The organism is Metabacillus mesotrionivorans, from assembly GCF_052171315.1.
Classification (GTDB): Bacteria; Bacillota; Bacilli; order Bacillales; family Bacillaceae; genus Bacillus_P.
This window is the reverse complement of the sequence record NZ_JBQMFF010000003.1, coordinates 109,518-134,880: the sequence shown is the minus strand read 5'-3', so window position 1 is coordinate 134,880 and position 25,363 is coordinate 109,518. Positions and strand designations below refer to the sequence as shown.

At 43.1% G+C, this 25,363-nt stretch carries 28 protein-coding genes; 17 read left to right on the top strand and 11 right to left on the bottom strand.

The genetic code is table 11. The features are described from left to right. Nucleotides 1-138: 138 nt before the first annotated feature. The gene (locus ACTSEZ_RS10610) at nt 139-279 is read right to left on the bottom strand and encodes a hypothetical protein (protein ID WP_282034695.1); all 141 of its coding nucleotides are present in this window, start codon (nt 277-279) and stop codon (nt 139-141) included. A 136-nt stretch (nt 280-415) separates the two neighbouring features. Here ACTSEZ_RS10610 and ACTSEZ_RS10605 point away from each other — a divergent pair, with 136 nt between their 5' ends. The 15 genes from ACTSEZ_RS10605 (at nt 416) to ACTSEZ_RS10535 (ending at nt 14,902) form a co-directional block, all read left to right on the top strand. Continuing rightward, nucleotides 416-1,687 (top strand): tetratricopeptide repeat protein, encoded by a 1,272-nt coding sequence (locus ACTSEZ_RS10605; RefSeq protein ID WP_369734201.1) that lies wholly within the window; start codon nt 416-418, stop codon nt 1,685-1,687. 100 nt (nt 1,688-1,787) lie between these two features. Further along, nucleotides 1,788-3,020, top strand: coding sequence for an EAL and HDOD domain-containing protein (locus ACTSEZ_RS10600; protein ID WP_369734200.1), 1,233 nt, complete (start codon nt 1,788-1,790; stop codon nt 3,018-3,020). Nucleotides 3,021-3,081: 61 nt separating this feature from the next. Then, complete coding sequence (locus tag ACTSEZ_RS10595; protein WP_369734199.1) at nt 3,082-3,984, top strand: aldo/keto reductase; 903 nt, start codon at nt 3,082-3,084, stop codon at nt 3,982-3,984. 109 nt (nt 3,985-4,093) lie between these two features. Then, entirely contained in the window at nt 4,094-4,696 is a 603-nt protein-coding gene (locus ACTSEZ_RS10590; RefSeq protein WP_369734198.1) for a pyroglutamyl-peptidase I, read from the top strand. Between the two features lie 87 nt (nt 4,697-4,783). After that, nucleotides 4,784-6,757 (top strand): methyl-accepting chemotaxis protein, encoded by a 1,974-nt coding sequence (locus ACTSEZ_RS10585; protein WP_369734197.1) that lies wholly within the window; start codon nt 4,784-4,786, stop codon nt 6,755-6,757. A 151-nt stretch (nt 6,758-6,908) separates the two neighbouring features. Further along, a complete protein-coding gene (locus ACTSEZ_RS10580; protein WP_369734196.1) occupies nt 6,909-7,136 on the top strand; it encodes a hypothetical protein in 228 nt (75 codons plus the stop codon). Nucleotides 7,137-7,363: 227 nt separating this feature from the next. Further along, on the top strand, nt 7,364-7,504 hold the full coding sequence (gene degQ / locus ACTSEZ_RS10575; RefSeq protein WP_029284053.1) for a degradation enzyme regulation protein DegQ: 141 nt from the start codon (nt 7,364-7,366) through the stop codon (nt 7,502-7,504). A 145-nt stretch (nt 7,505-7,649) separates the two neighbouring features. Beyond that, nucleotides 7,650-8,576: a polyprenyl synthetase family protein gene (locus ACTSEZ_RS10570; protein ID WP_369734195.1), complete on the top strand. Its 927-nt coding sequence runs from the start codon at nt 7,650-7,652 to the stop codon at nt 8,574-8,576. A 3-nt stretch (nt 8,577-8,579) separates the two neighbouring features. Then, the gene (gene comX, locus ACTSEZ_RS10565; protein WP_369734194.1) at nt 8,580-8,741 is read left to right on the top strand and encodes a competence pheromone ComX; all 162 of its coding nucleotides are present in this window, start codon (nt 8,580-8,582) and stop codon (nt 8,739-8,741) included. Nucleotides 8,742-8,761: 20 nt separating this feature from the next. Then, nucleotides 8,762-11,074, top strand: coding sequence for a sensor histidine kinase (locus ACTSEZ_RS10560; protein ID WP_369734193.1), 2,313 nt, complete (start codon nt 8,762-8,764; stop codon nt 11,072-11,074). A gap of 79 nt (nt 11,075-11,153) precedes the next feature. Next, on the top strand, nt 11,154-11,795 hold the full coding sequence (locus ACTSEZ_RS10555) for a response regulator transcription factor (protein WP_369734192.1): 642 nt from the start codon (nt 11,154-11,156) through the stop codon (nt 11,793-11,795). A 92-nt stretch (nt 11,796-11,887) separates the two neighbouring features. Then, nucleotides 11,888-12,586 carry an SIMPL domain-containing protein gene (locus ACTSEZ_RS10550; protein ID WP_369734191.1) on the top strand — a complete coding sequence of 233 codons (699 nt, stop codon included), beginning with the start codon at nt 11,888-11,890 and terminating at the stop codon, nt 12,584-12,586. 260 nt (nt 12,587-12,846) lie between these two features. After that, entirely contained in the window at nt 12,847-13,902 is a 1,056-nt protein-coding gene (locus ACTSEZ_RS10545) for a PQQ-dependent sugar dehydrogenase (protein WP_369734190.1), read from the top strand. 13 nt (nt 13,903-13,915) lie between these two features. After that, on the top strand, nt 13,916-14,308 hold the full coding sequence (locus ACTSEZ_RS10540) for a hotdog fold thioesterase (protein WP_369734189.1): 393 nt from the start codon (nt 13,916-13,918) through the stop codon (nt 14,306-14,308). A gap of 24 nt (nt 14,309-14,332) precedes the next feature. Beyond that, complete coding sequence (locus ACTSEZ_RS10535) at nt 14,333-14,902, top strand: GNAT family N-acetyltransferase (protein WP_369734188.1); 570 nt, start codon at nt 14,333-14,335, stop codon at nt 14,900-14,902. Nucleotides 14,903-14,948: 46 nt separating this feature from the next. On the opposite strand, the gene ACTSEZ_RS10530 is transcribed toward ACTSEZ_RS10535, so the two are convergent. Genes ACTSEZ_RS10530 through ACTSEZ_RS10495 form a run of 8 tightly spaced genes read right to left on the bottom strand, consistent with a single transcriptional unit; the run spans nt 14,949 to nt 21,393 of the window. Continuing rightward, nucleotides 14,949-15,608, bottom strand: coding sequence for a DNA alkylation repair protein (locus ACTSEZ_RS10530; RefSeq protein ID WP_369734187.1), 660 nt, complete (start codon nt 15,606-15,608; stop codon nt 14,949-14,951). A gap of 33 nt (nt 15,609-15,641) precedes the next feature. Further along, a complete protein-coding gene (mnhG, locus tag ACTSEZ_RS10525; protein ID WP_369734186.1) occupies nt 15,642-16,007 on the bottom strand; it encodes a monovalent cation/H(+) antiporter subunit G in 366 nt (121 codons plus the stop codon). Beyond that, the gene (locus ACTSEZ_RS10520) at nt 15,985-16,275 is read right to left on the bottom strand and encodes a Na(+)/H(+) antiporter subunit F1 (protein WP_369734185.1); all 291 of its coding nucleotides are present in this window, start codon (nt 16,273-16,275) and stop codon (nt 15,985-15,987) included. Before ACTSEZ_RS10520 ends, mnhG begins: the two co-directional genes overlap by 23 nt. Next, the gene (locus ACTSEZ_RS10515) at nt 16,275-16,751 is read right to left on the bottom strand and encodes a Na+/H+ antiporter subunit E (protein ID WP_369734184.1); all 477 of its coding nucleotides are present in this window, start codon (nt 16,749-16,751) and stop codon (nt 16,275-16,277) included. Before ACTSEZ_RS10515 ends, ACTSEZ_RS10520 begins: the two co-directional genes overlap by 1 nt. 5 nt (nt 16,752-16,756) lie before the next feature. Then, nucleotides 16,757-18,238: a Na+/H+ antiporter subunit D gene (locus tag ACTSEZ_RS10510; RefSeq protein ID WP_369734183.1), complete on the bottom strand. Its 1,482-nt coding sequence runs from the start codon at nt 18,236-18,238 to the stop codon at nt 16,757-16,759. Continuing rightward, on the bottom strand, nt 18,231-18,572 hold the full coding sequence (locus ACTSEZ_RS10505) for a Na(+)/H(+) antiporter subunit C (RefSeq protein ID WP_369734182.1): 342 nt from the start codon (nt 18,570-18,572) through the stop codon (nt 18,231-18,233). The genes ACTSEZ_RS10510 and ACTSEZ_RS10505 overlap by 8 nt, the downstream gene beginning before the upstream one ends. Continuing rightward, nucleotides 18,572-19,006 (bottom strand): Na(+)/H(+) antiporter subunit B, encoded by a 435-nt coding sequence (locus tag ACTSEZ_RS10500; RefSeq protein ID WP_369734181.1) that lies wholly within the window; start codon nt 19,004-19,006, stop codon nt 18,572-18,574. Before ACTSEZ_RS10500 ends, ACTSEZ_RS10505 begins: the two co-directional genes overlap by 1 nt. Further along, nucleotides 19,003-21,393, bottom strand: coding sequence for a Na+/H+ antiporter subunit A (locus ACTSEZ_RS10495; protein WP_369734180.1), 2,391 nt, complete (start codon nt 21,391-21,393; stop codon nt 19,003-19,005). Before ACTSEZ_RS10495 ends, ACTSEZ_RS10500 begins: the two co-directional genes overlap by 4 nt. A 216-nt stretch (nt 21,394-21,609) precedes the next feature. Here ACTSEZ_RS10495 and ACTSEZ_RS10490 point away from each other — a divergent pair, with 216 nt between their 5' ends. Then, complete coding sequence (locus ACTSEZ_RS10490) at nt 21,610-21,837, top strand: hypothetical protein (RefSeq protein ID WP_369734179.1); 228 nt, start codon at nt 21,610-21,612, stop codon at nt 21,835-21,837. A gap of 411 nt (nt 21,838-22,248) precedes the next feature. Then, nucleotides 22,249-22,806 (top strand): DUF5366 family protein, encoded by a 558-nt coding sequence (locus ACTSEZ_RS10485; RefSeq protein ID WP_369734178.1) that lies wholly within the window; start codon nt 22,249-22,251, stop codon nt 22,804-22,806. 50 nt (nt 22,807-22,856) lie between these two features. Here ACTSEZ_RS10485 and ACTSEZ_RS10480 read toward each other — a convergent pair whose 3' ends face one another. Continuing rightward, nucleotides 22,857-23,255, bottom strand: coding sequence for a thiol-disulfide oxidoreductase DCC family protein (locus tag ACTSEZ_RS10480; protein ID WP_369734177.1), 399 nt, complete (start codon nt 23,253-23,255; stop codon nt 22,857-22,859). Nucleotides 23,256-23,313: 58 nt separating this feature from the next. Further along, nucleotides 23,314-25,140, bottom strand: a complete 1,827-nt coding sequence (locus ACTSEZ_RS10475; protein ID WP_369734474.1) for a transglycosylase domain-containing protein — start codon at nt 25,138-25,140, stop codon at nt 23,314-23,316. Between the last annotated feature and the right edge of the window lie 223 nt (nt 25,141-25,363).

Genomic DNA, 25,363 nt, shown 5'->3' with positions numbered 1-25,363 from the left:
GCTGAAACAGGACGCTTGAAGGCCTATTTTAGCGGTTTTGCGGTTTCTATAAAGCTTTCTCTTTTAAAGAATTTTCCAAAATTGATTGTTTCACGTTCTGAAAAATATGGTTTAATAGATAAATATAAAACAATCTGCTCAGCTGTATTTTTCAGACTTGATGATTCTCGGCCATTCTTCGTCAGCCGTATGGACTTTATCATCTAATGCAGAAAAGCCTGCTGTAAGGATGGCTGCACCAAGTGCAAGATACAATAAATATTTTTTCCCTTTTTTCATGTTATGACCTCCAATGATTTATTTATTTAACATTTTAAAAAAACTAACATTTTGTTATAATTAACTGACAATTCAAATATATACAACTATTCAATTTCTTGTCAAGACATAATCGACTTTTTTCAGGAGGGTAAGAATGAATACCGTCGGCTTAAAACTCAGGCATTTGAGAAAAAAACAAAAACTGACCCAAAGCGAGCTTGCAGCAGGCATTGTCAACAGAAGCTATATCAGCCAGCTTGAAAAAGGCATGGTGCAGCCATCGTATAAGCTGCTTTTAAAGTTCAGTGAACGGCTTCAGTGTAACATTCAGGATTTCTTTGAAGAGGAAAATAAAGCACTTCTTTCATTTGATATTAAAAAGGCGCTGTCAAATCTGGAATTTGCTGTTATAAACGATGATTTTGCGGATGCTGAGGAGCATCTGAATGATATCGAAAAGAACCTGTCTGCCCTTAATCAGCGGGATCTAGCTCTTTATTATTTCTGTCAGGGGCGTATCCTTCAGAGTGTCAGGCAGGACACTGATGGAGCAGTCACGGCTTTTGAAAAAAGCTATGATCTGTACTGTAATCTGCCGTATTGCGAAGAACGGCTGAGAACGAGCAATGAGCTCTCCTATCTTTTAATTAATGAAGACCGGTTTTCACAAGCATTTACATATTTGAACGAAGCATATGATGATTCTATCGCCTTCAAAGCATCGGGAGTAGAAAAAATATCCCTGCTGAACAACCTTGGTCTTGCCCATGCTAAAAAGGGAGAGTACTACTCCGCCATCCGCTTTATTAAACAGGCTCTTTCGGTCAGCAGCAAAACAGCCATTTATTATCAGACAGGCATCGTTTATATGGTTCTTGGATTATGCTACAGAAGGATGAACCAATATGAAGATGCGAAGGGCGCTTATGCAAAAGCTCTTCTGTTTTTTGAGGGAACAGATGATCAGCTGAATTTGGCAGGAACTTATACAAATCTGGGTATTTTAAGCAGATATACGTCAGATGCGGAAAGTGCCGTTTCGTATTTAAAATCAGCTCATGATCTTTATAATCAGCTGGAAGACAGCAAAGGGATCTTAAATACATTATTTGAACTTGCTGTTACATATCAGGAGTCCGGAAAAGAGGAGCACGTTCTCAGCCTGTACAAATCATTTAACGATGCCTATTCAGAGCCTTTTACCGATTATAAATTTAAATTTCTTCATCTGCTTGGCGATATGCATGAAACACGCGGGGAACTGACGGATGCTTTAAAATGCTATCATGAAATCCTTGATGAATCGGGAGCTGTAAAGGACCGCTCAGTCATCAAGGATGCACTGAAAAAAGTGGCTGCGATTGCCTGCGGCAGGCGCGACGAGAAAATGCTGTTTTACGTCACGGAAAAATATTTGGCACTATAAAAAACAATCTACATAATTCGACAGCCCTGAATGCTGCTTATGTGTACAATTGATATAGGTCAATTGTACTGATTGGTAAAAGGGCAAAGGGGTTGAACATATGAAGGTATTCGTGGCCAGGCAGCCGATTTTTGACAGGAACGGTCAAAATGTTGCCTACGAATTACTTTACCGCAATGGAGACAAAAGTAACGCATTCCCTAATATAGACGGGGACGAAGCAACGACAGACGTGATTGTGAACAGTTTTATTAATATTGGTCTTGAGGAACTTTCACAGGGAAAAAAGTGTTTTATTAACTTTACAGAGAGCCTGCTTAAAATGAAGCTCCCAAGCTACTTCAATCCTAGTTCGATTGTAGTGGAGATCCTGGAAGATGTTCCTGTGACAGAAGAACTTGTCAGCATCTGCAGAGACTTGAAGAAGCAGGGGTATACAATTGCCCTGGATGATTTTAATGTTGTGCAGAATAACCTTCTGCTGAACAGACTGCTTGCGTATATCGACATTATTAAAGTTGACCTGCTGCAGACGAGTCCTGCAGCCAGGAAAGAAATTATAGAGAGATACAAGCCATTCGGCGTTTCATTTCTGGCTGAGAAAGTGGAAACACATGATGAATATCAACAGGCTGTACGCGATGGCTATGACTATTTTCAAGGGTACTTCTTCAGCAAGCCTGTTGTTCTGTCAAGCTATGATATTCCGATTTATATTCATGCCTATCTGCAGATTCTTCATGAGCTGTCAAAAACAGAACCTGACATCGACACCATCACAGAACAAATTGAGCAGGATCTGTCTTTGTCATACAAACTGCTTAAACTCATTAACTCTCCTGCATTCAGGCCAAGAAACAAAATAAAGTCCATAAAGCAGGCGATCGTTCTACTCGGGCTGAATGAAATAAAGAAATGGATTTACATACTATCCATCAAAAATCTTAAAGGAAGTCAAGATCCTATTCAGGAAGAAGTTATCCGCCTGTCGCTGCAGAGAGCAAAATTATGCGAAAAGCTTTCTGTTAAAATGGGCAAATCAGAACCATCTCTTTATATGCTGACAGGCATGTTTTCGCTTGTAGACGCACTCTTGCACCGCAGTCTAGATAAAGTTCTTGATGAACTTCCTTTATCAGATGACATAAGGGATGCCATTCGGGGAAAACAGAATGAAATCCGGATTGTTTTGGACGCGGCTGTTAAAATCGAAACATTCAATTGGGAGGACCTGCCGCTGTCTCTTGATGAAATTGATGAATGCTACAGAGAAGCAATTGCCTGGTCAGCCCATCTGCTTGATACAGACAGGGAAACGGCGAAAAGCGGCTGAAAGCCAATCGCTTTTAATTTATGCGAATGAAAGATACAATACGATAGAAAGGAGAATGATGATGCAGCGTATACAACTGACAGAAAACTTATCATTTTCAAGAATTATTCATGGACTTTGGAGACTCTCTGACTGGAACATGTCAAATGAGGAAGTGCTTCAGCTGATTGAAGATTGTCTTGAAGCAGGAATTACAACGTTCGACCATGCTGATATTTACGGGAATTACACATGTGAAAAGCTCTTTGGCGACGCGCTCGCTCTTAAACCGGAGCTGCGGGAAAAAATGGAGATTGTCACGAAATGCGGAATTAAACTAGTCTCTGACAACCGCCCGGATCATGGGATTAAATCATACGACACAAGTAAAGAGCATATCCTGGCATCAGTGGACAAATCCCTGGAAAACTTCCAGACAGACTACATAGATGTTCTGCTGATCCACCGCCCTGATCCATATATGAACCCTGCCGAAGTGGCAGAAGCGTTTAAACAATTGAAAGAAGAGGGCAAAGTCCGTCATTTTGGCGTGTCTAATTTTAAGCGCTCTCAGATGAAGATGCTTCAGTCTTATCTCGATTTTCCTCTTGTGACAAACCAGATCGAGCTTTCGGCTTATCAGCTTGAAAACTTCGAAGACGGCACTCTCGATCTTTGCCAGGAAGAGAGAATGGCGCCAATGGCGTGGTCGCCTCTTGCAGGGGGCAGCATTTTCTCTGCAGAAAATGAAAGAGCTGAAAACCTCCGCAGCACCCTTGAACGGATTGCCGGAGAAATTGGTGCAGACGGAATCGATGAAGTCCTTTATGCGTGGCTGATCAGCCATCCTGCAGGGATTATGCCTATTGTCGGCTCCGGTAAAATGAACAGAATTCAATCCGCGATCCGCGCACTTGATCTCAAATTAACGCGCGAGCAATGGTTTGACATTCTTCAGGTTTCAATGGGACATGAAGTAGCGTAATTTAATTGAAACAAAACCTCTGCCTGACAGGCGGGGGTTTTTTATATGGAAACATCTCCTTTTATGACGGAATTTTCTGATATAATACGCAGGTAAGGAGATGATCAAGTTGAAAAAACTATTGCTGACAGGATTTGAACCATTCTTGGATTACCCGCTTAATCCGACAGCTGAAATTGCAAAGCAGCTTGACGGCGAGATTATAGGCAGCTGGAAAGTTGCAGGGACTGTACTGCCTGTAGCATTTTCAAACACGTGGGAACAATGCCTCCTGCAGATCGAAAAGGAAAAGCCGGATGCTGTCATGCTGCTCGGTTTAGCTGCCGGAAGAGATAAGATTACACCTGAAAGAGTGGCCATTAACTGTGCGGATGGAGATAAAGACAACGACGGAATTGTAAAGCGGGACGAACACATAGAGAAGGAGGGCCCTGCTGCTTACTTCAGCACACTCCCAATCAGAAAATTTGTGAATGCACTTGAAAAAGACGGCATACCTGCCGGGATATCCAACACAGCAGGAACATATCTTTGCAACTACCTTATGTACCGTGTGTGCCGACACTTTGAACTGGCAGAGCAAAAGGTTCCGGCAGGATTTATACATATTCCTGCATCAGAAGAGCTTGCCTCGGAACTTGGCAATGTACCGGGAATGCCTCAGGCAAAATTGGCAGATGCGGTCAAAAAAATGATTGGCTGTTTGGACTGAGCGACTTTTTTTTAGATGAAAACCCTCACTTGAATGCAGCAATAGCCGATATTACCCAAGATAGAGAGAGTCTGGGGGAATAACATTATGTTCAAAAAACTTCAAGTGAGAATTACCTTTTTTATTGCTGCTATCCTGTTGGCAGCCCTTTCATCCGTTCAAATATTTTCCTACTTTTATCTTCAGGAAAAAATAGGAGAAGATGCGAAAAGAAACGGTGAAGGCATTATTCAGCAGCTGAAAAGCAATATAGAATTAAGTTTAAGAGACTACGAAAAAAATCTCATCCGTTTTGGCGAGAATAATCAGATAGCCGGTTTAGTTTCCGGGGGTAAAAACAAAGCGGAGGTCGATAAAGAGTTCCAAACGTTTCTTGAAACCAATAAAAGAGTTCATTTAATCTACGCCGGCAGTGAAGACAAGTCTCTTTATATTCAGCCGGAAACAGATCTTCCGGATGGATTTGATCCTACCGATAGGCCGTGGTATAAAGCAGCAAAAGCAAATCCCGGCCAGGTAATCTGGACGGAGCCTTATGAGGATGCAACAAACGGAACTTATACTGTCACAGGTGCCAAGGCGGTTGTCCAGAACGGGAAGGTTATTGGTGTTGTTGCATTTGACCTTTCTTTAGACGCCATAAATGAAATTGTCGCAAGTGTAGAGGTCGGTTATGGGGGCTATTCTTTTTTGCTTGATCAAAAAGGGATGGCGCTATCGCATCCAACAGAGCAGGGAAAAGATTTGTCAAAGCTTGATTTTATGAAAGATGTATTAGAAAAAGAGAAAGGACTTGTTGACTATACCTTTGAATCAGACAAGCGGATGCTTTACTTTGAAACCATACCTGCACTGAACTGGAAGATAGGGGCAGTCTACAAGCACGATGACTTGATGGAAACAGCAGATGCGGTTTCTCTCACAAGCACAATCATAACAGCGGGTGCCCTGCTTGCTGCAGTTGTCAGCGGGTACTTTGTATCCAGATCGATTGCCCGGCCTATAAAAATGATTGCACAGAGTGCCGAAGCAGTGGCAGGCGGGGATTTAACGGAAGAAGTTTCCATATCAGGAAAAGATGAGGTTGCAGTACTTGCAAATCACTTTAACCGCATGGTCATCCACATGCGCAGCATGATTGGCGAAGTATCCAGTTCTGCTGCAGCTATGACTGCATCAGCCGAGAATTTAAGCGCAGTGTCTGAAGAAACGATGGCTGCGAGTGAACAAGTAGCCGGTGCTATGGAAGATGTTGCAAGAGGTGCTTCTGCACAGACAGCAGATGCTGAAAAGATGAATGAACGCATGAGCGATCTTGCTGAGAAAATAAACATGGTCAATGAAACAGTGACCATTATCCAGTCCCTGAATTCAAAGTCGGAAGAAGCAAGCTTTGCTGGTATTGAAAAACTGAACGTCCTGCAATTAAAATCAGCAGAGTCGACTGCAGAGCTTTCCGCTGTAGAAGAGGTGCTTTCAGATCTGACTGAGAAAGTAAAACAGATTGAAGTAGTGGTTACGGTCATATCTGCTATTTCAGACCAGACCAATCTGCTTGCTTTAAACGCAAGCATAGAAGCCGCAAGAGCGGGAGAGAGCGGCAGGGGATTTGCGGTTGTCGCTGAAGAAGTGAGAAAGCTTGCAGAACAGTCAGCTGCTGCAACTGACAAAATCTCCATTACAATTGCAGGCATTCAAAATGAGTCTAAGCGAGCGGTAGATGCCATGGGCAGAACGAAAGAAATGAATCTGGAACAGCAGCAAGCGGTTCATCAATCGGGAGAGGCATTTCAGAATATCGTTGTTTTGATGAGTGAGTTATCACAGTTCATTTCGGCTGTCGCCGGAGAAATGGAAGGCATGACTATACAGAAAAACCAAGCCGCAGCTGCTATTGAGAGTATTGCTGCCGTTACAGAAGAATCTGCGGCCGCATCAGAAGAGGTCAGCGCTTCTACAGATGAACAGTTAAGAGCGATTTCAACAGTGGCAAGTTCAGCTGAAGAATTGAGTGAAGCAGCAAATCATCTGCAGGAGCTTGTGAAAAAATTCAAAATCTGATTTGCGGGCAGCAGCGTTTATATCACATCTCTTGGGATAAGAGCCGCAGAGGAATATGAACCGACTTTTTAAATGGAAAATGAAGGATTTACCAAGTGAATGTCGAAATAAGGTAATGTTCATTTTATTTTAAAGGAGGTTCTGCTCTCTCATGCGTGTGCAGCCATCCGTATATGTGCTGGATGATAAAACGGTTGCGGTGTTTTCGGTGGTTATCGGTGACAGTAAGGTTAAAATGGAGTGTTTGCTCTCAGAACAGGGAATTCTTGATTACACCTTGGAATTTAGCGGACCAATCGAAAAGAGAGAAGAACTGACAAAAATGGCCCTTCGGGAAGCAGAGTCCTATCATCTGCAGTCAATAAATACTGTAAAATAAATCACCCCATTCATATGGGGCTTTTTTCTGCCCTTTTTTACGAATCAGATTGGACCATGAACAAAAAAGACTACCAGCGCAAGTTGCGGTATCACGCACTGATTCTTTCGCATTATTTTCGGTGAAAATCCTTTTCACATCCTTTAAAATTTAAAGTAAGGAAAGATCAAAACAAGTGTTTCGTTCACCATGCAGAATTTGATCTTTTACAGAGGAGTGTGGAAACGATGAAAAAGCACAACATTGAAGAGATTACTCAATTATTGAAACGTCTTGAAAAAGAAATTCAAGAAACGAAGCAGTCGCTGAGAATGATCAATAAAAGCATTGATAAGTATGATAAATACTCCTTTATAAACGTGTCATAAGACTTGGCTGAATGCAGCCGGGTCTTTTTTTTACCCATTAAATGGAATTTAATGTTAAATGTTTTATATTTATGTAAAAAGATTGTTTTTAAGCTACTCAATTTGTCGCGAATATTGTAATATAATTTCGAAGGGGTGATTACATTTGGACTATAAATCTCTGATTCACCGTTTAAACACTGCAGTAACATCTCATATTGAGAACAAAACATTGCTGCACCTTCTCCTTTCGTTCATAGAAGCGAAAAAGACCTTCCCTTTTGCCCAATTGACAAACCTGCACTATACAGCTTTTGGAGGGAAAGAGGACGAAGTTGTTCAGCTGTCGGGTGCAGTTGAGCTTTTAGCTCTTTCATTTGACATTCTGGATGATCTCGAAGACCTAGACAATTTTGAAGAACCATGGATGAAGATTGATTCTTCGGTTGCGCTTAACGCTGCCACCGCCCTCTATACGGTAAGTCTGAAAATGGCTGATGAACTGCAAAGCCCTTATAAAGGAACGATCATCAGCGCGTTTCACCGATTAGCCCTTCATGCAATGGAAGGACAGCACGCCGATTTGGAGAATAGGGTTGAAACCGAAGAAGAATGCACCTCCATGATCGAGAAAAAGTCAGGTTCCCTCGTTGCTCTCGCATCTGTAAGCGGAGCTATGCTCGCAACTGGAGAAGAGCAGGCAATTGTCGAAAAATATTCTTATCAAATAGGACTGGCTGCCCAAATTGAGAACGATTACCGTGACTTATTTCATCTGCACAAAAATGATTTGTCATCAAAGAAAAAATCTTTGGCTCTCCTCTACATAAACAGGGGGTTTAATGAGCATTCAAAAGAACTGAGCCGTTTTATCGCAGAAGGCAAGTCATATGAGGAGCAATACGGGGATGCAGCAGCATTCAAATCGAAATTGTTTCAATCTGGCGTCGTCCACTACCTCAATGTCATCAAACAAATTGCTCTTCAAAAAGCTTCAACTTTACTTGCCGAACTGCCCTTGCCGCAGCATCAAATTGAGCTTCTTAAGTCTCATTTGATCATAAATCAATCAGAAAATAAAAGGAGAGATTAATTCATGCAGGAAATCGTCAATTTTTTAGTGGAAAACCCTGAAATCGTTGAAAAAGTAGTAAACGGAGAAGCAAGCTTACTGGGTGTGAAAAATGTAGATGAAGTGTTAGGATTAGTTGAGGGGCTAGTGAACATGGGTAGAACAACAAACATGTTCTGGTTCTAAAAACGTAGAAGGAAGATTTTATGATTAAAAATCTTAACAAGAGCTATCTGTTGATTGTGATTTTAAGTGGCATCTTGGCGCTTTACTTTTCTTATATAAATATTAAAATTCCTTATGTTGGAGCAAACGTACAAATAATCAGTGACGATAAGCTTGAAATAACAGCAATTGAACCTAAATCTTGGGCGGATAATGTCAGTATTCGTCCAGGAGACATTGTTACTGAAATTAATGGGGAAAATCCGATTCTCCATTCTCCTTCCACGAACAGCGGTCTGCTTGAACAAGTAGAGACTCTTAAGCTGCTAAAAGGGAATGAAGTAAAAGAATATGTTGTATCTGACTCCATTTTTAATTATCAGAATATGTTTGTTGTTGTTGTACCTTTAACGGTTTATTTACTTTGCTTATTTTGCAGTTACTTTATTTATAAATCCAACAGAAAGCTTAATTTGTTTTCTGCATTAATATTAAATGCGTTTTTAATTACAATTGCAATGGCTTACTTGAGCGGCGGAAGTTCTGCAAGAGGAGATATAATGAGCAGATACTTTAATCTCAGCTTGTTTTTGCTTACGCCGGTTTTTTATTTGCATTTTATATACCAGTATTTTAAGGAAATGGGCAAGGCTCTTTTTTCTGTAAAATTTGTTTACTTCGGCTACTCTCTTATTCTTTTTAATCTTCTTGTTGAAACTGTAAGGATTATTTATAACTTAAGTTACCCATTAAGCTTTTATTCATTAGTTAAATCTATTAACTTAACTTCCTTTTTGCTTTTATTTATTTTAACTTTTGGGCTTAAACTATTTGGGCTTCAAAGAGTAAAATATTCAGATCAGAAATATCTGGTGAAAGTTCTTATTATTACGAATGTAATAGCATTTTCACCTTTTTTGCTTCTGTATACAATACCTTATATTGTTTTAAATAAGCAAATCTTCCCGCCTACTTTCTTAGCAGCCTTTTTGCTGTTAATTCCATTTTCACTAGTGTATCAATTTTTAGCCACAAAGATTTATGATATCGAGTTTATCTTAGGAAGAGTAAAATATTATGCATTGCTTGCAGTGATTCCTACATTTATAGGAGTTGGTCTGGTTCTAGTAAATAAGGACAGCAGCCCGAGCTTCTATCCAATACGTTTGTCAATAATGATTTATCTGCTCTTTGTAGTTGTCTTCTACATCAAAGAAATTCTCGATTTCCGCTTCCGGTTTAAGCGTTTTTCGGAGAAGTACAACTATCAGGACAGTATCTTTAAATATACGCAAAGCATCCGTAAAGCGAGCAAGCTGGATCAGGTCATCAGCGAGCTGAAAGAGGTTATTACAGATGTCCTGCTTGTCAGCAGGGCAAGCTATGTGGAAGTAAATAAAGATGGGGATATTGTTTCGGTTGATATTCAGATGAAAGGATCCGATTATCTCCTGTATGAAAAAGAGATAAGGAAAGCATCTCATGAGATCGGGAAAATCGTTGAAGTGGACAGGGGTTTTGTGATTAATGTGGGGGAGACAGACGAGCGCAGTTTTGTGATGGTCTGCCTGTCCATGCTCAATACGCCAAAGCTCAACAGGGATGAAATTTCATGGCTGAAGACTCTTTCTTTCTATACGAATATATCTCTTGAAAACTTCCTTAAGATTGAAGAACTGATGAGCCATCTCCAGAAAATTAAAAGTGAAGGCAGCAATCCGGCCTGGCTGACAAAGGTGCTCTTTTCCATCGAGGAAAAGCAGCGCTCTAATCTCGCCAAGGATCTGCATGATTCTGTTCTTCAAGATTTGATTTCACTGAAGCGCCAGTGTGAGCTGGCTCTGGCTGAGCTTGAAGCCGCCCCGGCTGTGTTTACTGACCAGCTTCAGGATATGAACAGTTCGATGACGAATATTATTAAAACAACCCGTGAAACCTGCCAGGAGCTCCGGCCGCAGCTGCTGTATGATCTGGGCCTCGTTAAGGCGCTTCAGAAGCTTGCTGCCCAGTACAATGAAACGGCTCCGTTTGATGTCAGGCTCAATGCAGGCAACTTCACAAAATCGATTGATATTGATACCCAGCTGAACTTGTACCGCATTGTCCAGGAGCTTCTTACCAATGCCGGCAAGCATTCTAATGCTATGCATGTGCTGATTATGCTTGTCTGCATCAAGGATAAAATTGTTCTGCATTATGAGGATGATGGAATTGGCTTTGATCAGAACGAATTGTACACCAATCATCAGAGTATGGGGCTCTCTGGAATTGCTGAACGAGTTAAAGCGCTGAATGGAACCCACTCTATTGAGACGTCTAAGGGCAATGGGTTTAAAGTTGTCGTAGAGATTTAAGTTGCATCTCAGACTTGGCACATGCCAGGTCTTTTTTATAGAATAGTAAGCAGAGGCAGTGGACAGAGAGGTTGATACAATGTTGCATATTTTAGTTGTGGACGATCATCCGGCAGTGCGTGAAGGAACAAAGGCCATACTTGAAACCGATTCAGAAGTGAAGGTTTCGTACCTGAATCCCCCTTATTCCAAAGATGTGATTCAGCACCTGAATTTTCAGGAGTATGATGTAATTCTTATGGATATGAATCTGGGAGATATAAACGGCATGGAGCTTTCCACTGAGATTATTAAACACTCAGAGGATTGCAAAATTATTTTATATACAGGCTATGATGTAGAGGATTATTTTGAAGAAGCCATCCGGCTTGGGATTCACGGGGCGATCAGCAAAACAGAAACGAAAGAGAAAATTCTTTCTTCCATCCGGCATGCCCTTTCAGGGGATATTGTTGTCCCATATTCCTATTTAAAATCCCTCATTCTTCAGCAAAAAAATAAAAGCAGTTCGTCTCATTCAGAGACCGAGACGCTGAATGAAAGGGAAAAAGCCATTCTCCAGGAGGTTGAACGCGGTTTAACCAACCAGGAAATTGCCGATAAGCTGCACTTGAGCAAGCGCTCGATCGAATATAGTCTCACCTCCATTTTCAATAAATTAAATGTCGGGTCAAGAACAGAAGCCGTTCTAATATCCAAATCCGAAGGAATTATTGATTAGTGTGCAGATTGAATCTGCACACTTTTTGCTTATCTCGTTTTTTCTCAGCATATAGTTTAACAGAATAAGAGCATGCTGAGAGGAGAATCAATATGTATCCAATGTACGGACAGCCTTACAATCCTGCATATCGTCATGCCTTAAAGGCGGTAGAAAGAAAAGCAAAAGGCGGAAGCACCCTGTCTGTAAGAGGGATGGGGAAGGTGGAAACGGCGCCTGATACAGCAGTGCTGCAGCTTGCCGTTGTAACAATGGATAAGGATGTAACGGCCGCACAAGAAGAAAACAAGCGGCGGGTCAATCAGCTTATCAGGGCACTTGCGGCTATGGGAATTGATGAAAAACAAATTGAAACGATATCCTATACCGTGTTCCCGCAATACGATTACAGTGCAGGGTCTGAGCCTGTCCTGAAGGGCTATGAAGCGGTTAACACACTCTCTGTCAGAACAAGGGACTTAGACACAGTCGGCAGCATTTATGATGCAGCCTTCGCAAATGGAGCCAACCGGTCTGATTCGCTGCAGTTTTTTCTTTCTGATCAGCAGAAATGGATCAATCAGGTTCTTGATCTTGCAGCAAAGCAGGCTTTAGAAAAGGCAGAAGCCATCGCACTGTCGTATCGGCTGAATTTAAACCGTACACCTGTAAAAATAACAGAAGAATCAAGAGGGTTTTCGCCTCTTTCCAAAGAATTAAGTCTGGGAGTGCAATCTGCCGGGCAGACACCGATTTTTGCCAGACAAATTGAGGTAACTGCAGAACTCGAGGTTGTTTTCTCCTATCAGTAGCAAGTTTACAAACTTTATACTTTTTCTCAATATTTCCATCACATCCATCCGCTATGATTGACCTTAATTACGAATACGGGCGTCAGTAAGCGCTTTCAATTAGGGGGATTGCAGCATGGATGTGGCGGCGGTTTTACCGATTCTTGGTTTAATGGCGATTTATTTTTGCTTTGCTTTGGCAGCTCTTCGCAAATAGAACAAGGGTGACGCGTGAATGATTGTTTCTTTTCAGTTAAACTAGAGGTAAATGGAAATCAGAGGTGATCGTTCTGAGAAAATGGTTTGCAGTTGGTGCGCTGATTTTTATTGCCGGATGTCAGTCAGATCAGGAAAGTCCAGAGTCAGAAGCTGTTGTTCAGCAAGAGGGAGCTGAAAGTGTCTTGAAAGAGATGGATGTTCCGTGGTCAATTAATGAACACAGCGGGACTTTTTATTTGAGCGAACGAAAAGGGAAGATTGTCAAATGGGACAGTACAGCCGGCAAAAAAGACGTTCAGGATGTTTCTTTTGAGAAAAAAGTACACCTTGAAGGGGAAGGCGGATTTCTCGGGCTGCAGCTTGCCCCGGACTTTGAACAAAGCAGACAAGCCTATGCGTATCATACATATAAGGATGGCGGAAGCATTAAGAACAGGATTGTTGTCGTTGAGGAGCGAAATGGGGGATGGGAAGAGGTGCGTGTGCTGCTCGAAGACATTCCCGGTGCCCGCTTTCACAATGGCGGCAGGCTGAAAATCGGCCCCGACGACAAGCTGTACGCAACAGCTGGTGATGCTTTAACTCCGGAGCTTGCTCAGGACAGAAAATCACTTGCAGGGAAGATTTTAAGACTGGAACTGGACGGCGCAATACCTTCTGACAATCCGTTCCCGGACTCCTATGTGTACTCATATGGACACAGAAATCCGCAGGGGCTCGCATGGAGCGATGACGGGGAGATGTTCAGCACAGAGCACGGGCAGTCTGCTCACGATGAAATTAACCGCATTATGCCAGGCAGAAACTATGGATGGCCCGTGATTGAAGGGGACGAGCAGCAGGAGGGAATGGAAACACCGTTTTTCCATACCGGCAACGAGACATGGGCACCTTCCGGCATCGACTATAAGGATGGCCGCTTGTACGTGGCCGCATTATCCGGAAATGCTGTAAAAAGAGTGGATATAAATTCCCGTAAAGCAGCAAATGAAATAGAAGGATTCGGAAGGATGCGTGATGTGCTGGCTGCAGGCAACGATATGTATGCCATAACAAACAACCGCGATGGCAGAGGCAATCCGCGCCCTGGCGACGATCAGCTTCTGGTGAAGAAATAGAGGAGGAATCAGAATGGAATACAACGTTGAAAATACTTTGCTTAACTCGCTTGGAATCGACATTAAAAGCATTACAAATGACGGAGTTGTGGCAACCATGCCGGTGGATGAACGGACAAGACAGCCATTTGGCATCCTGCATGGCGGGGCTTCTGTCGCGCTTGCGGAAACCGTTGCGAGCATTGGAGCTTATCACTTGATCGATCAGGAAACGGAAATGTGTGTAGGACTTGAGATTAATGCAAACCACATCAGAGGCAAGCAGGACGGCACAGTGACTGCACACGCTATTCCTGTTCACAGAGGGAAAACAACGATGGTGTGGGAAATTAAAATAGTCGATGAAAGAGAGAGCCTGATCTGCATTTCAAGATGCACGATGGCTGTGTTAAAAAAGAAAGCATAAGCGGCAGGCAAAGGGGAAAAAGAGATGAAAACACCGGCAGAGTTTCCGGTTTTGTTCACGGACCGTTTTACATTAAGAAAACTTGAAGAACGGGATGCAGAAGCTGTATTTTCGTATTTTTCAATGGACGAAGTCACAAGGTTTTATGATTTGGAAAGCTTTACAGACCTTGATCAGGCGCTGGAAATCATCAGCCGCTGGGCTGAGAGATTCAGTAAAAATGAGGGGTACAGATGGGGCATCGCAGAAACAGCAACCGATACCATTATAGGAAGCTGCGGCTTTCACAACTGGGACAAAGAACATTATAAAGCTGAAATCGGCTTTGAGCTCCATCCTGCCCACTGGAGAAAAGGCGTGATGAGCGAAGTGCTTAAACCTGTTATTGCCTTTGGATTCAACGAAATGAATGTAAACCGCATTGAAGCATTTTATGATCCTGACAATCTCGCATCAAAATCCTGCCTTGAAAAAGCCGGCTTCATCTTTGAAGGCGTTTTGAGACAGGCCGCCTATGAAAAAGGAGTATTCTGTGATGCTGCAGTGTGCTCCATGCTGAGGGATGAATATATGAAAAAACAGAGCCTTTTATAGAAGGGCTCTGTTTTTTGTTATTATGCTGCTGAGTACTCATTTTATATTACTGCACATATTTCAGTCCTTCGCGCCTGCTGAGCGGGGCAAGTGGTTGGTTCTCCGCAAAAGCCTTTACGGATTCGGGAGCTGTTTTTGAATATTCTCTGAGCGCCCATCCGACTGCTTTTTGAATGAAAAATTCTTTCGAAGATGCGTTCTGTGCAATCACATGATAGAGCCATTTTTCGTCTGTATTTGTTTTATATTTCAGCTGATGCAAAATAGCGGTTCTGACCAGCCAGATGTTTTCCGATTCGGCCCATTCATCTAAGTATCTTGCACGTAAGGAAGGCTCTTTCTTTACAAGGGGACCGATGATGTTTGATGCAATCAGATCCACTGTATCCCACCATGGTGCAGACGTGATTGCGGTTTTAAGCCACGGCATGTCTTTTTCACCGAGCTGCTTTTTATTGCGCTCCAAAATATCCACGGCTGCATACTGGAGTTCTCTCTCTTCCAATGCCCAAAGCTTAAAAACGGCATTCTCAAGCGAGGCTGGGTTTCCGTGTTTTTTAAGAAACTGTTTCGTCAGTTCTTTCCTCTCAGGAGACCTGATTCCAAAGAATTGAAATTGGCCGCGCATATAAGCTGACATGATGAGAGCTTTTTCCGCGTCGGCATGCTCCTGAAAGAGTTTCCGCAGGTCTTCAGCATACTTCATCGTGTATCCCTATAGAAAAAGGATGAGAGCTTCTCATCCTTTAACCCCTTCTTTTTTTCTGTCTGCTTCCAGATCATCCTGAACGCTTTTTTCCCATAGCGGCACGTTCGTATTGTAGGCTGCCCGCATAATGAGGTGGCCTGCAACAGGTGCTGTCATAAAGACAAAGATAATCCCGAGAATGATCCGGGCATTCATATGGCCTTCAATCAGCCAGAAGTAGAAAAACACGCCAAGAAGAATGCTGATAACGCCAAGTGTGGCGCTTTTTGATGCCGCATGATTGCGTGTATAGGCATCAGGCAGACGTACTACACCGTATGCCGCTATCAGGCTTAAAAGAGCACCCTGAAGCACAAAATAGCCTGTAATGAACTTAGCGATGACGATTGCGGTCATTTTCGATGATCTCTCCCTTCTCAAGGAACTTGGCAAAAGCCACAGTGCCTATGAAGGTCAAAATGCCGAGCAGCAGAATGACTTCCAGGAAGGCATTTGTACGCAGCATGACAGAGATGATTGCCGTAATGCCGATCAGGTTAATGCCGATTGCATCAAGGGCGATGACCCTGTCAGGCACAGACGGCCCTTTAATCAGCCTGTACAAATACAGAATGGTTGAAACGGCAATGATGAGCAGGGATATTCTGAGCACCATATCAAGCATCAGCGGCTCACCTCCTGTATCGCTTTTTCAAACGTATTCTTAATATCGTTTCTTGCTTCTTCCGCATCCCCAAGATCCATTGCATGGATATAAAGGAAGCGGTTATCCTCTGAAATCTCTACAACGAGTGTTCCGGGAGTCAGCGTGATTAAATTTGCAAGAATGGTAATTTCCCAGTCCTTTTTCAGCTCTGTTTCAAGCTTGAAAATGCCGGGTCGGGCATTTATTTTCGGTGCTAGCACCACTTTTAAAACAGCAAGGTTGGACATAATCAGCTCACGGTTGAAAATGTAGATCAGCTTTAAAACCGCACCGACGTTCCATAAGTAGAAACGGCGGGAAAAAAAGCGCCGCAGCGCAAAAATCATAAGCAGACCGAAGAAATAGCCGTTGAAAAAGTCCTGTGCTGCATATTGCCCTTTTAAAAACATCCAGAGAAACGCTACGAAAAAATTCAGCAAAATTTGAAAGGCCATATCATCTACTCCTTCAGCACGGCTTGAATATAGATTGACGGATCAAGCAGCGTTTCTGCAGCTTGAGTGATATAAGGTGCAGCAGCTTCTGTACCGAGTCCGAATGCAGCGGACAGAGCAATCAGGATGGCAATTGGATAGAGGAGTCCTTTCGTGGACCCTTTCTCTTCTTCTTTGGAAAGCTTTACTTCGCCCCAGAATCCATGAATGAAAATCTTCATGATGGAGTAGAGAACAAGCAGACTGGACAGAAGAACAAATAAAGCAAAGACATATTCTCCGGCCTCAAATCCGCCCTGGACAATTTTCAGCTTTCCGATAAATCCGCTCAGCGGAGGAATACCTGCCAGGGAAATAGCCCCGATGAAGAACAGCCACCCAAGGAGGGGATGATGTTTCAGCAGTCCGCCCATCTTCCTCAGGTCGCTCGTGCCGGTAATAACAATCATGACACCTGCAAGCATAAAGAGTGCGCCTTTGATAATCATGTCGTGAATTAAATAATAGACGGCCCCTTCGATTCCCGGAGAATTGAAGACAGCTACACCAAACAAGATAACGCCGACGGCAACAATAATATTGTAAATGACAATTTTATCTACGTCCCAATAGGCAATGGCTCCAATTACCCCAAACAGAATCGTAAGGACAGAAAGCCAGGCCAGAATTTGGTGTGTATAGCCTGTATCATGAATGAAAATGAGTGTATAAACTCTTGTGATCGAATAGACGCCTACCTTCGTCAAAAGAGCTCCAAACAGAGCGGTAACGGCAGCCGGAGGTGCTTTATAGGACCCAGGCATCCAGAAGTAGAGCGGGAAGATGGCGCCTTTCATTCCAAAAACGACTAAAAACAGAATCGCAATGACTGTCAGCAGCCCTGTCTGTCCGTTCTCTGCCATTTTCTGCCCGAGGTCCGCCATGTTAAGCGTTCCTGTCACCGCATAAAGGTAAGCCACCGTAATGACAAACAAAGCAGATGAAACAATGTTAACCAGAATATATTTAATTGATTCTCTAAGCTGCGGCTTTGTTCCTCCGAGCACAATCAGAACATAGGAGCTCATTAGCATAACCTCAAAGAAAACAAACAGATTGAAAATGTCTCCAGTCAAAAAGGCGCCTGTAACTCCGGTTAAAAGAAACTGCACCGCTGAGTAAAAATAGAAGCGTTCTCTCTCAGGTCCAATTGTTCTGAAAGCGAACAGGATGGAAGTGAGTCCAATAATGCTTGTCGCAAGGACCAGAAGGCTTGCGAACATGTCCGCAACAAAAACAATTCCGTAAGGCGGAGCCCAGCTGCCAATTTCAACTGTCAGAATTCCGTTCGTTCTGACTTCCTGGACTAGCAGAGCGGAGATGACTACTGCCGAAACGGAAGCAATCACGCTCAGCCACTTTTGTATGGTGATATATTTGTTGAAAAAGATTAAAAGAATGCCTGCCAATAATGGAACAATCAGAGGCAGCATCACGATATTATTCATTATGATCATTTCCCCTTAACTGATCCATATTATCGCTTCCAAGCTCCTGATAGGCTCTGTACGCCATTGTAAGGAAAAAGGAAGTAACACCGAAACTGATGACAATTGCAGTCAATATCAATGCCTGCGGCAGCGGATCGACATAGGAGGATGCCTCTTCGCCGAGCAAAGGAGCTGCTCCTTTTTTCAGCCCGCCCATCGTCAGGATCAGAAGGTGGGCGCCGTGGCTAAGAAGACCTGTGCCGATAATAATCCGCAGCAGACTTTTTGAAAGCATTAAATACGTTGCAGCCATAAACAAAATACCAGCGACGATCGACATTAAAATTTCCATTATTCCGTCTCTCCAATCGTCTGAATAATGGTCAGAGTCACCCCGATAACGACGAGGTACACTCCAAGGTCAAACAGAACGGCAGTGGCAAGCTCCGTATCTCCCAGAAGAGGGAGCTGAACATGCCCGAACGTATGGGACAAAAACGGCACGCCGAAAAAGAAAGAGCCGACACCTGTGAGAACAGCAATCAGAAGTCCCGCCGCCGCCATGTGAATATAGTTTACAGGGAGTATGCCCACAACTGTTTTTACATCGTACGCAAGCAGAAGAAGGACAATCGCGGAGGACGTCATGAGTCCTCCGACGAAACCTCCTCCGGGCGTATAGTGACCTGCGAAAAAGAGGTAAATCGAAAAGATGACAATGATGAAAAATACGACTTTCGTTATGGTCTGAAGGATCACATCATTTGTCTTTATTTTTGAATTCATCCTTCTTCCCCCTTTGCCATGCGAAGTTTGACCATTCCATAAATTCCAAGTGCAGCAATACAGAGAACGGTTATTTCAAACAGCGTATCGAACCCGCGGAAATCCACCAGGATAACATTGACCATGTTTTTTCCGCCGGCAAGCTTGTAGCTGTTTTCAATAAAGTAGGTTGAAATCGTTTCTCCTGCTCTGCTGCTGTTTGCAGAAATAGCCACCAGTGTGACAGTCAGGCCAACACCAAGCGAAATCAGGAAATTAACCAGTCTGAAGCTGAGCTTTTTCTCCCGCTTTTTAAATTTCGGAAGGAAATAGAAGCAAAGCAGGAAGAGAGCAACAGAAACCGTTTCAATGACAAGCTGGGTCAGTGCGAGATCAGGTGCGCGGAACAGCACAAAGAATAACGCTAAACTGTATCCGACAGAACCGAGTGCAATAATCGCTGTAAGTCTTGATTTTGAAAATAGGATGGTCACCGTTCCGAGCACCATGGCAAGCGCAAGAACAACTTCGTAGATTCCGATTTCAGCCGTGCCGTCAAGCGTAAACGCAAATCCGTCTTTAACAGCCATCGTTCCAAGTGTAATCACAATCAGGAACACAAAGATATACGCAAGGTAGTCGCGGATAAACCCGGTCATATAAAAGCGGGTGAAACGGTTTGAAAAGCGTTCCATTCCGTTTAAAGACGCGTCATACAATTTGTTTAGTGCAAGCTTCTTCGGGAACAGATCATAGACTTTTCTCCATTTTCCAAGAGTTAAATAGAGAAGGGTTCCAATCACAATTACGCCGATAGTCATGAACAGCTCGGGTGTAGGACCGTGCCAGAAGTAAATATGCACTTTAAACTGTTTTCCTTCCGGGAGAAGCGAAGGCAGAATGGATTCCACTGCCGGCTCAATTAACGTGTAGGAAAGCAGGTTCGGGAAAAAACCGAAGATAACAACGAGTGAAGCTAGAATAATCGGCGGTATCAGCATGCCGATCGGCGCTTCATGCGGTTTTCGCTCAAGTTTTTCAAGCTGAACAGGACCGGTAAACGTCTTAAATACAAGCACCATGCTGTACAGGAATGTAAAGACGCTTGCAATCCAGGCGAGGACAGGGAAAAGCAAACCCCACGTATCAGCGTTGAAAATATCCATTTTCGTTACATGAATCATGCCTGTAAAGAACATCTCTTTACTTAAGAACCCGTTAAACGGCGGCAGACCGGCCATCGAGAAGGCACCAATAACCGCAATTGTAAATGTAATCGGCATAAAGCTCATCAAGCCGCCGAGTTTCCGGATGTCGCGTGTGCCTGTTTCATGGTCAACAATACCTGCGACCATGAACAAACTGCCTTTAAACGTGGCATGGTTGATTAAGTGGAAAATGGCCGCAACCGTTGCAATTGTAAAGTAATTATCATCAAGCGAGTCATAATGCAGCGCCGCCGCACCGACTCCAAGCAGAGACATAATTAATCCAAGCTGACTGACCGTTGAAAACGCAAGAATGGCCTTTAAATCTGTCTGCTTGACCGCGTTCAGCGATCCCCAGAAAAGTGTCACGATTCCAAACAGGGAAACAAGCCAGAACCATTCGGGGGTAAGCGCAAAAACAGGGCTGAACCTTGCGACAAGATAAATACCCGCTTTTACCATCGTGGCTGAGTGCAGGTAAGCACTGACCGGAGTCGGCGCTTCCATCGCATCAGGCAGCCAGATGTAAAACGGGAATTGTGCCGATTTTGTAAACGCCCCGAGAAGCACAAGAACCAGTGCCAGAATGAAAAGCGGATTCTCCATCATTTGAGGAACAGCATCAATCATTCCGCGAATACTGAATGTGCCGGACATTAAGTAGAGCAGCACAAAGCCTCCAAGCATGGCAAGACCGCCGAATACCGTGATCAGCATCGACTTCAGTGCACCATACCTTGATTTTTCTCTGTGGTACCAATAGCCGATCAAAAGGAAAGAAGAAAGGCTCGTAAATTCCCAGAACGTATAAAGAACGATGACATTGTCAGATAGAACCACACCGAGCATGGCCCCCATAAACATCAGCAAATATACGTAAAAATGATTTAATTTTTCTTTTTCTTTAGATAAATAATAAATGGAGTACAGGACAACGAGCGCTCCGATTCCTGTAATCAGCAAAGCAAAAAGCAATCCAAGCCCGTCCACATACGCCGTAAAATTAATTCCAAGAGACGGAATCCATTTCACGGTTGATGTCACTGTCTCACCGATAAAGCTTAGAAAATAGCCAAATAAAACAACAGGCAGAATAAGGACGAACCAGCCTGTATGTATGTTTCTGAAATATTTATAAAGGAAGGGTATCAGAATGGCCAGAAGAAATGGTGAGATGATAGCCGCATGCAATAACGTCATTTTTGAACCTCCTTATAATAAAATTTCACGGTCATAAGACCCTAAATGCAATTATAACGTAAAAATTTCGATCGTGCATTTCTCACACATCTAGTATTAACCAGCTTTTATCGTTCTATTAAATAAGAAGAGAAAGCTAAAATCAGGCAAAAAATAACGGGATTTTTTTGTATAGCATGGTGAGAGAATGAGAAACCTATTGCTGAGGTGATCCATATGCTGAAAAAGAAGATCATCACGGCAGCCGCATTGTTTTCCGTTCTTTTTGCCGCCGCATGGGCTGCAAACGAATCAGCAGAACAGCCATATTACAATCCCGGATACCAATCCGAGAGCGATTCTGAATGGTCTGAAAAACAGGAGCCGTTCTATTTATCTAACGAAGAAAAATGGATGCTAGAAAAATTCAAACCGAGAGAATATATCAGAATCGTCAATAAGTAAACGAAACCGTCTGGATCAGGCGGTTTCGTTGCGTGTTATAGACAAATTTGGCTCATGGGTGAATCAATTCATCTGCTCTGGCCAAAATTCGTGGTATTGCTGCCCCCTATAAACGATACTTGACAGCAATTATAGTTTTACAGCCAGCAATCGTGAGATTACAACCAACTATTGCAGTTTTACAGCCAACATTGTTTTTATTACAACCAACTATCGCGAAATTACAGCCAACTGTCATCATTCTGCTCCCAACAGCCGAAATATGACTGCCAGTCCCGTATTCCGCTGCTGACCTATGCATCAATCAGACACCAAAATGACGCCTCTTCTCTTTTTTCCATTTCCTTCTTGTCACCCGGACCTCATTCGTTCATACTAAATGAGTATTCTGACGGATTAGGAGATTATGGAATGAAAAATACGTATTTCACCAGCTACTTCCCCCTTATCGCTATTCTTCTGTTCAGCACATCGCTTTCAATTTCGACTGTTTCTGAAATTGTAGGACTTCTGAAGAGGCTTGGCGTATACGGCGGGATGCTGGAATTCTTTTCAGAGAGCGGCATCAAGCTAGCTCTTTTCACGGTTTTTGCCCTTATTTATTTTATGGTTTTTTCTGCACTTAAGCTGATTTCTGATACCGTGACAGAGCTTTCACTTCTGTTTTTCTCAAAGGATGCTGAGGGGGAAAGCCTGAAGAAAATCAGGCTCGGTTCTGCCTTTTACCTTGCAGGAGGCGGGGTATCCCTGCTGCTTGTTCAGTTTGGCGCAGCGATTATTGCGGTTTTTCTATTGGCAACGATCTGCTACTTCATTTTTGCCGTGTATCAGTTCAGTTTTTTTCTGACATCCTTTTCGCTGATTGGCCTTGTTCTGTTTCACGTACTGTTCTGGTCGGTTTTTTTGTTCGGTATTCTTTTTATTTGCATGAAGCTGTATAACAGCCTTTTGGCCAGTCTGCCGATATAAAGAGAAAGCCCCTCAATTTTGAGGGGCTTTCTCTTTATATCGGGCAAGTTTTACAGGAATCTTTTCCTGACTTCTTTAGACGGCAATGTGCAGGCGTCTTTTTTTCCGAACCATTTGTATCTGTTTTTTGCGATCATCATGTAGACGGCATCTCTTATCGGCTTTGGAACGGCAATCAAAAGATACATTGCTTTGTATATTCCGCCGAGCTCTTTGAGAACGCGCAGAGCTGCGGTGGATTTTGTATGAACCTTCCCTTCATCGAGATAGACAAAGCTGTCGTAATCTTCAAGGGGAAGTCCGTGTTTCCTGAGCAGGCTCTGGCCGGCTTCCGATTGGAGGGAGGCAAAGGAGAAGGCTTCTTTCTTGTCGTGTTTTAAGACGAATTGAACGGTTCCGTCACAGAAATTGCAGACACCGTCAAATAAAAGAATTTTGCTGTGTGTCATGTCACTCACCTGCTTTTAGCTGTTTCTTTTTCTATTCCCCAATCCTAAAACGAAAAAACTAGCGGTTCTTTGTGATATCTCTCCAAATCAGCTGATGCGGTGCTGCTGTTGAAAGGCTCTCAATGCTTTCTGCTTTGTCTTTTCCAATCCAGACAGCAGCTGTATAGGCATCCGTTAATCCAGCGAACCATAAATCATTGTAATCATTAGTCGTGCCGGTTTTGCCTCCTGTATAGGCAGCTGAATGGTTTGCTTTCGTTCCAGTTCCGCTCTCGGTCACTGAAGTCAAAAGCGACCGCATTTTCGTGTTCGTTGCGCTTTGCCAAACACGAACCGGCTCGTCCTTCCATTCATATAACAGGTTTCCCTCAAGGTCCGTCACACTTTTAATAGCACGGCTTTTAGAAAAAACACCGTCATTTCCAAAAGCAGAATAGGCCTGTGTGAGTTCAAGAGGGGAGAAGCCGTATGTGAATCCTCCGATTGAAACAGGAAGTCTGTAATCCTCTTTGACAATTCTGCTGAATTTGAAAGGCTCTAAGTATGAAAAGGCCTTTTTAACCCCAACTTCATTCATCATTCTTACGGCCGGTGTATTATAGGATCGCTTAAAGGCTGTCTCTAGCGTTACCCGGCCGTACGTTTTTTCATCGTAATTCTTTGGACAATACTCCTTGTCGCAAAATGGTTCTGCGCTGATCATGGTATCCGGGCCTGCCCCTGTGGTTTCAAGATACGGCACATAGTCAAGCAGTGGCTTTATGGCCGATCCGGGCTGGCGGTATGCCTGATAGGCGCGGTTAAAGTCGAACTTTTTATAGTCCTTTCCTCCGTACATCGCTTTAATTTCATGAGACCGGTGGTCAATAACCACACTTGCCCCCTGTACAGACGGATCTGTCAGATGGTTTTTAAAAGCATCCGAAACATGTATCTGAAGAGTAGGATCGAGAGCAGTTTGGATGCGCACTCCGCTCTTCAGCACATCCTGCAAGCGGGTTTTAAGCTGCTCGTTCAAACGCTCTTTTTCTGCACTGTCCGCTTTTGAAAGCTTGATGGTGTACCCTTCTTCTTCAGCGATCAGCTGCTTCAGTTCATCATGAACATACGTGATGTAATCCGGATAGCGGTCTGTTCTCGTATGGGTATTTAACCGGATTTTTTCATCTGCAGCAGCGCGGTATTGTTCGTCCGTTATGTACTTTCCTTCAAGAAGCTCGTTAAGGAGCCGTTCCTGCCGCTTTTTCGTATTTTCAAAATTGGTAATAGGATCATACAGGGCAGGGTTGTTCGGGATGGCACTGATAAAGGCTGTCTGGGCAAGGGTCAGTTTCCCTACCGGCTTGCTGAAATAATACTGGCTTGCCATTTCTACGCCGTAAACACCATTGTGAAAATATACAGCATTCAAATACCCTTCAAGGATATCTTCTTTTGAAAAGGTCCGCTCAAGGTGGTACGAATATAAGAGTTCACTCAGTTTGCGGTTATATGATTTTTCATGAGTTAAAAAGACATTCCTTGCAAGCTGCTGTGTAATAGTGCTTCCGCCCTGATCGGCTGACTGAGTTTTGGCATTCACAAGGACTGCCCTCGTCATGCCGGCCGGGTCAAATCCGATATGCTCATAAAAACGCTGATCCTCTGAAACAATGAAAATCGTTTTTACTGCTTCAGGTATCTCTTCCAAAGGAACAAATCTTCTGTTTTCCCGTGAGTTGACAATTTCTGAAGCGATGCTTCCATTTTGGTCAAGAATGTAGCTGTTTTGAATCATGGGAATGTCTGTTAAAGGAATCCGTTCATCTAAAACAGTTGAAACGGCTTTTACTTGTTTTACTTCTTCTCCTGAGAGCATAAATAAGAAAATGAGGAGAGGGGACATTGCCAGAAGACATATCCAGCCTGTAATTGAACGCAATGATGTCACACGCCTTTAAGGTTTATTGGTATGATGAATGGCCCGAATCTTTCTGCCTGTCAGGGCTGAACGGTCGGATCCGCTTTTCTATTCATAATACCATTTCCTTCTGTTTTTTAGAATATATTTCCTCCGAGGAAAAGGGGATGAAAAAATGTTTTTAACAGTACAAGAAATTTAAATAAAG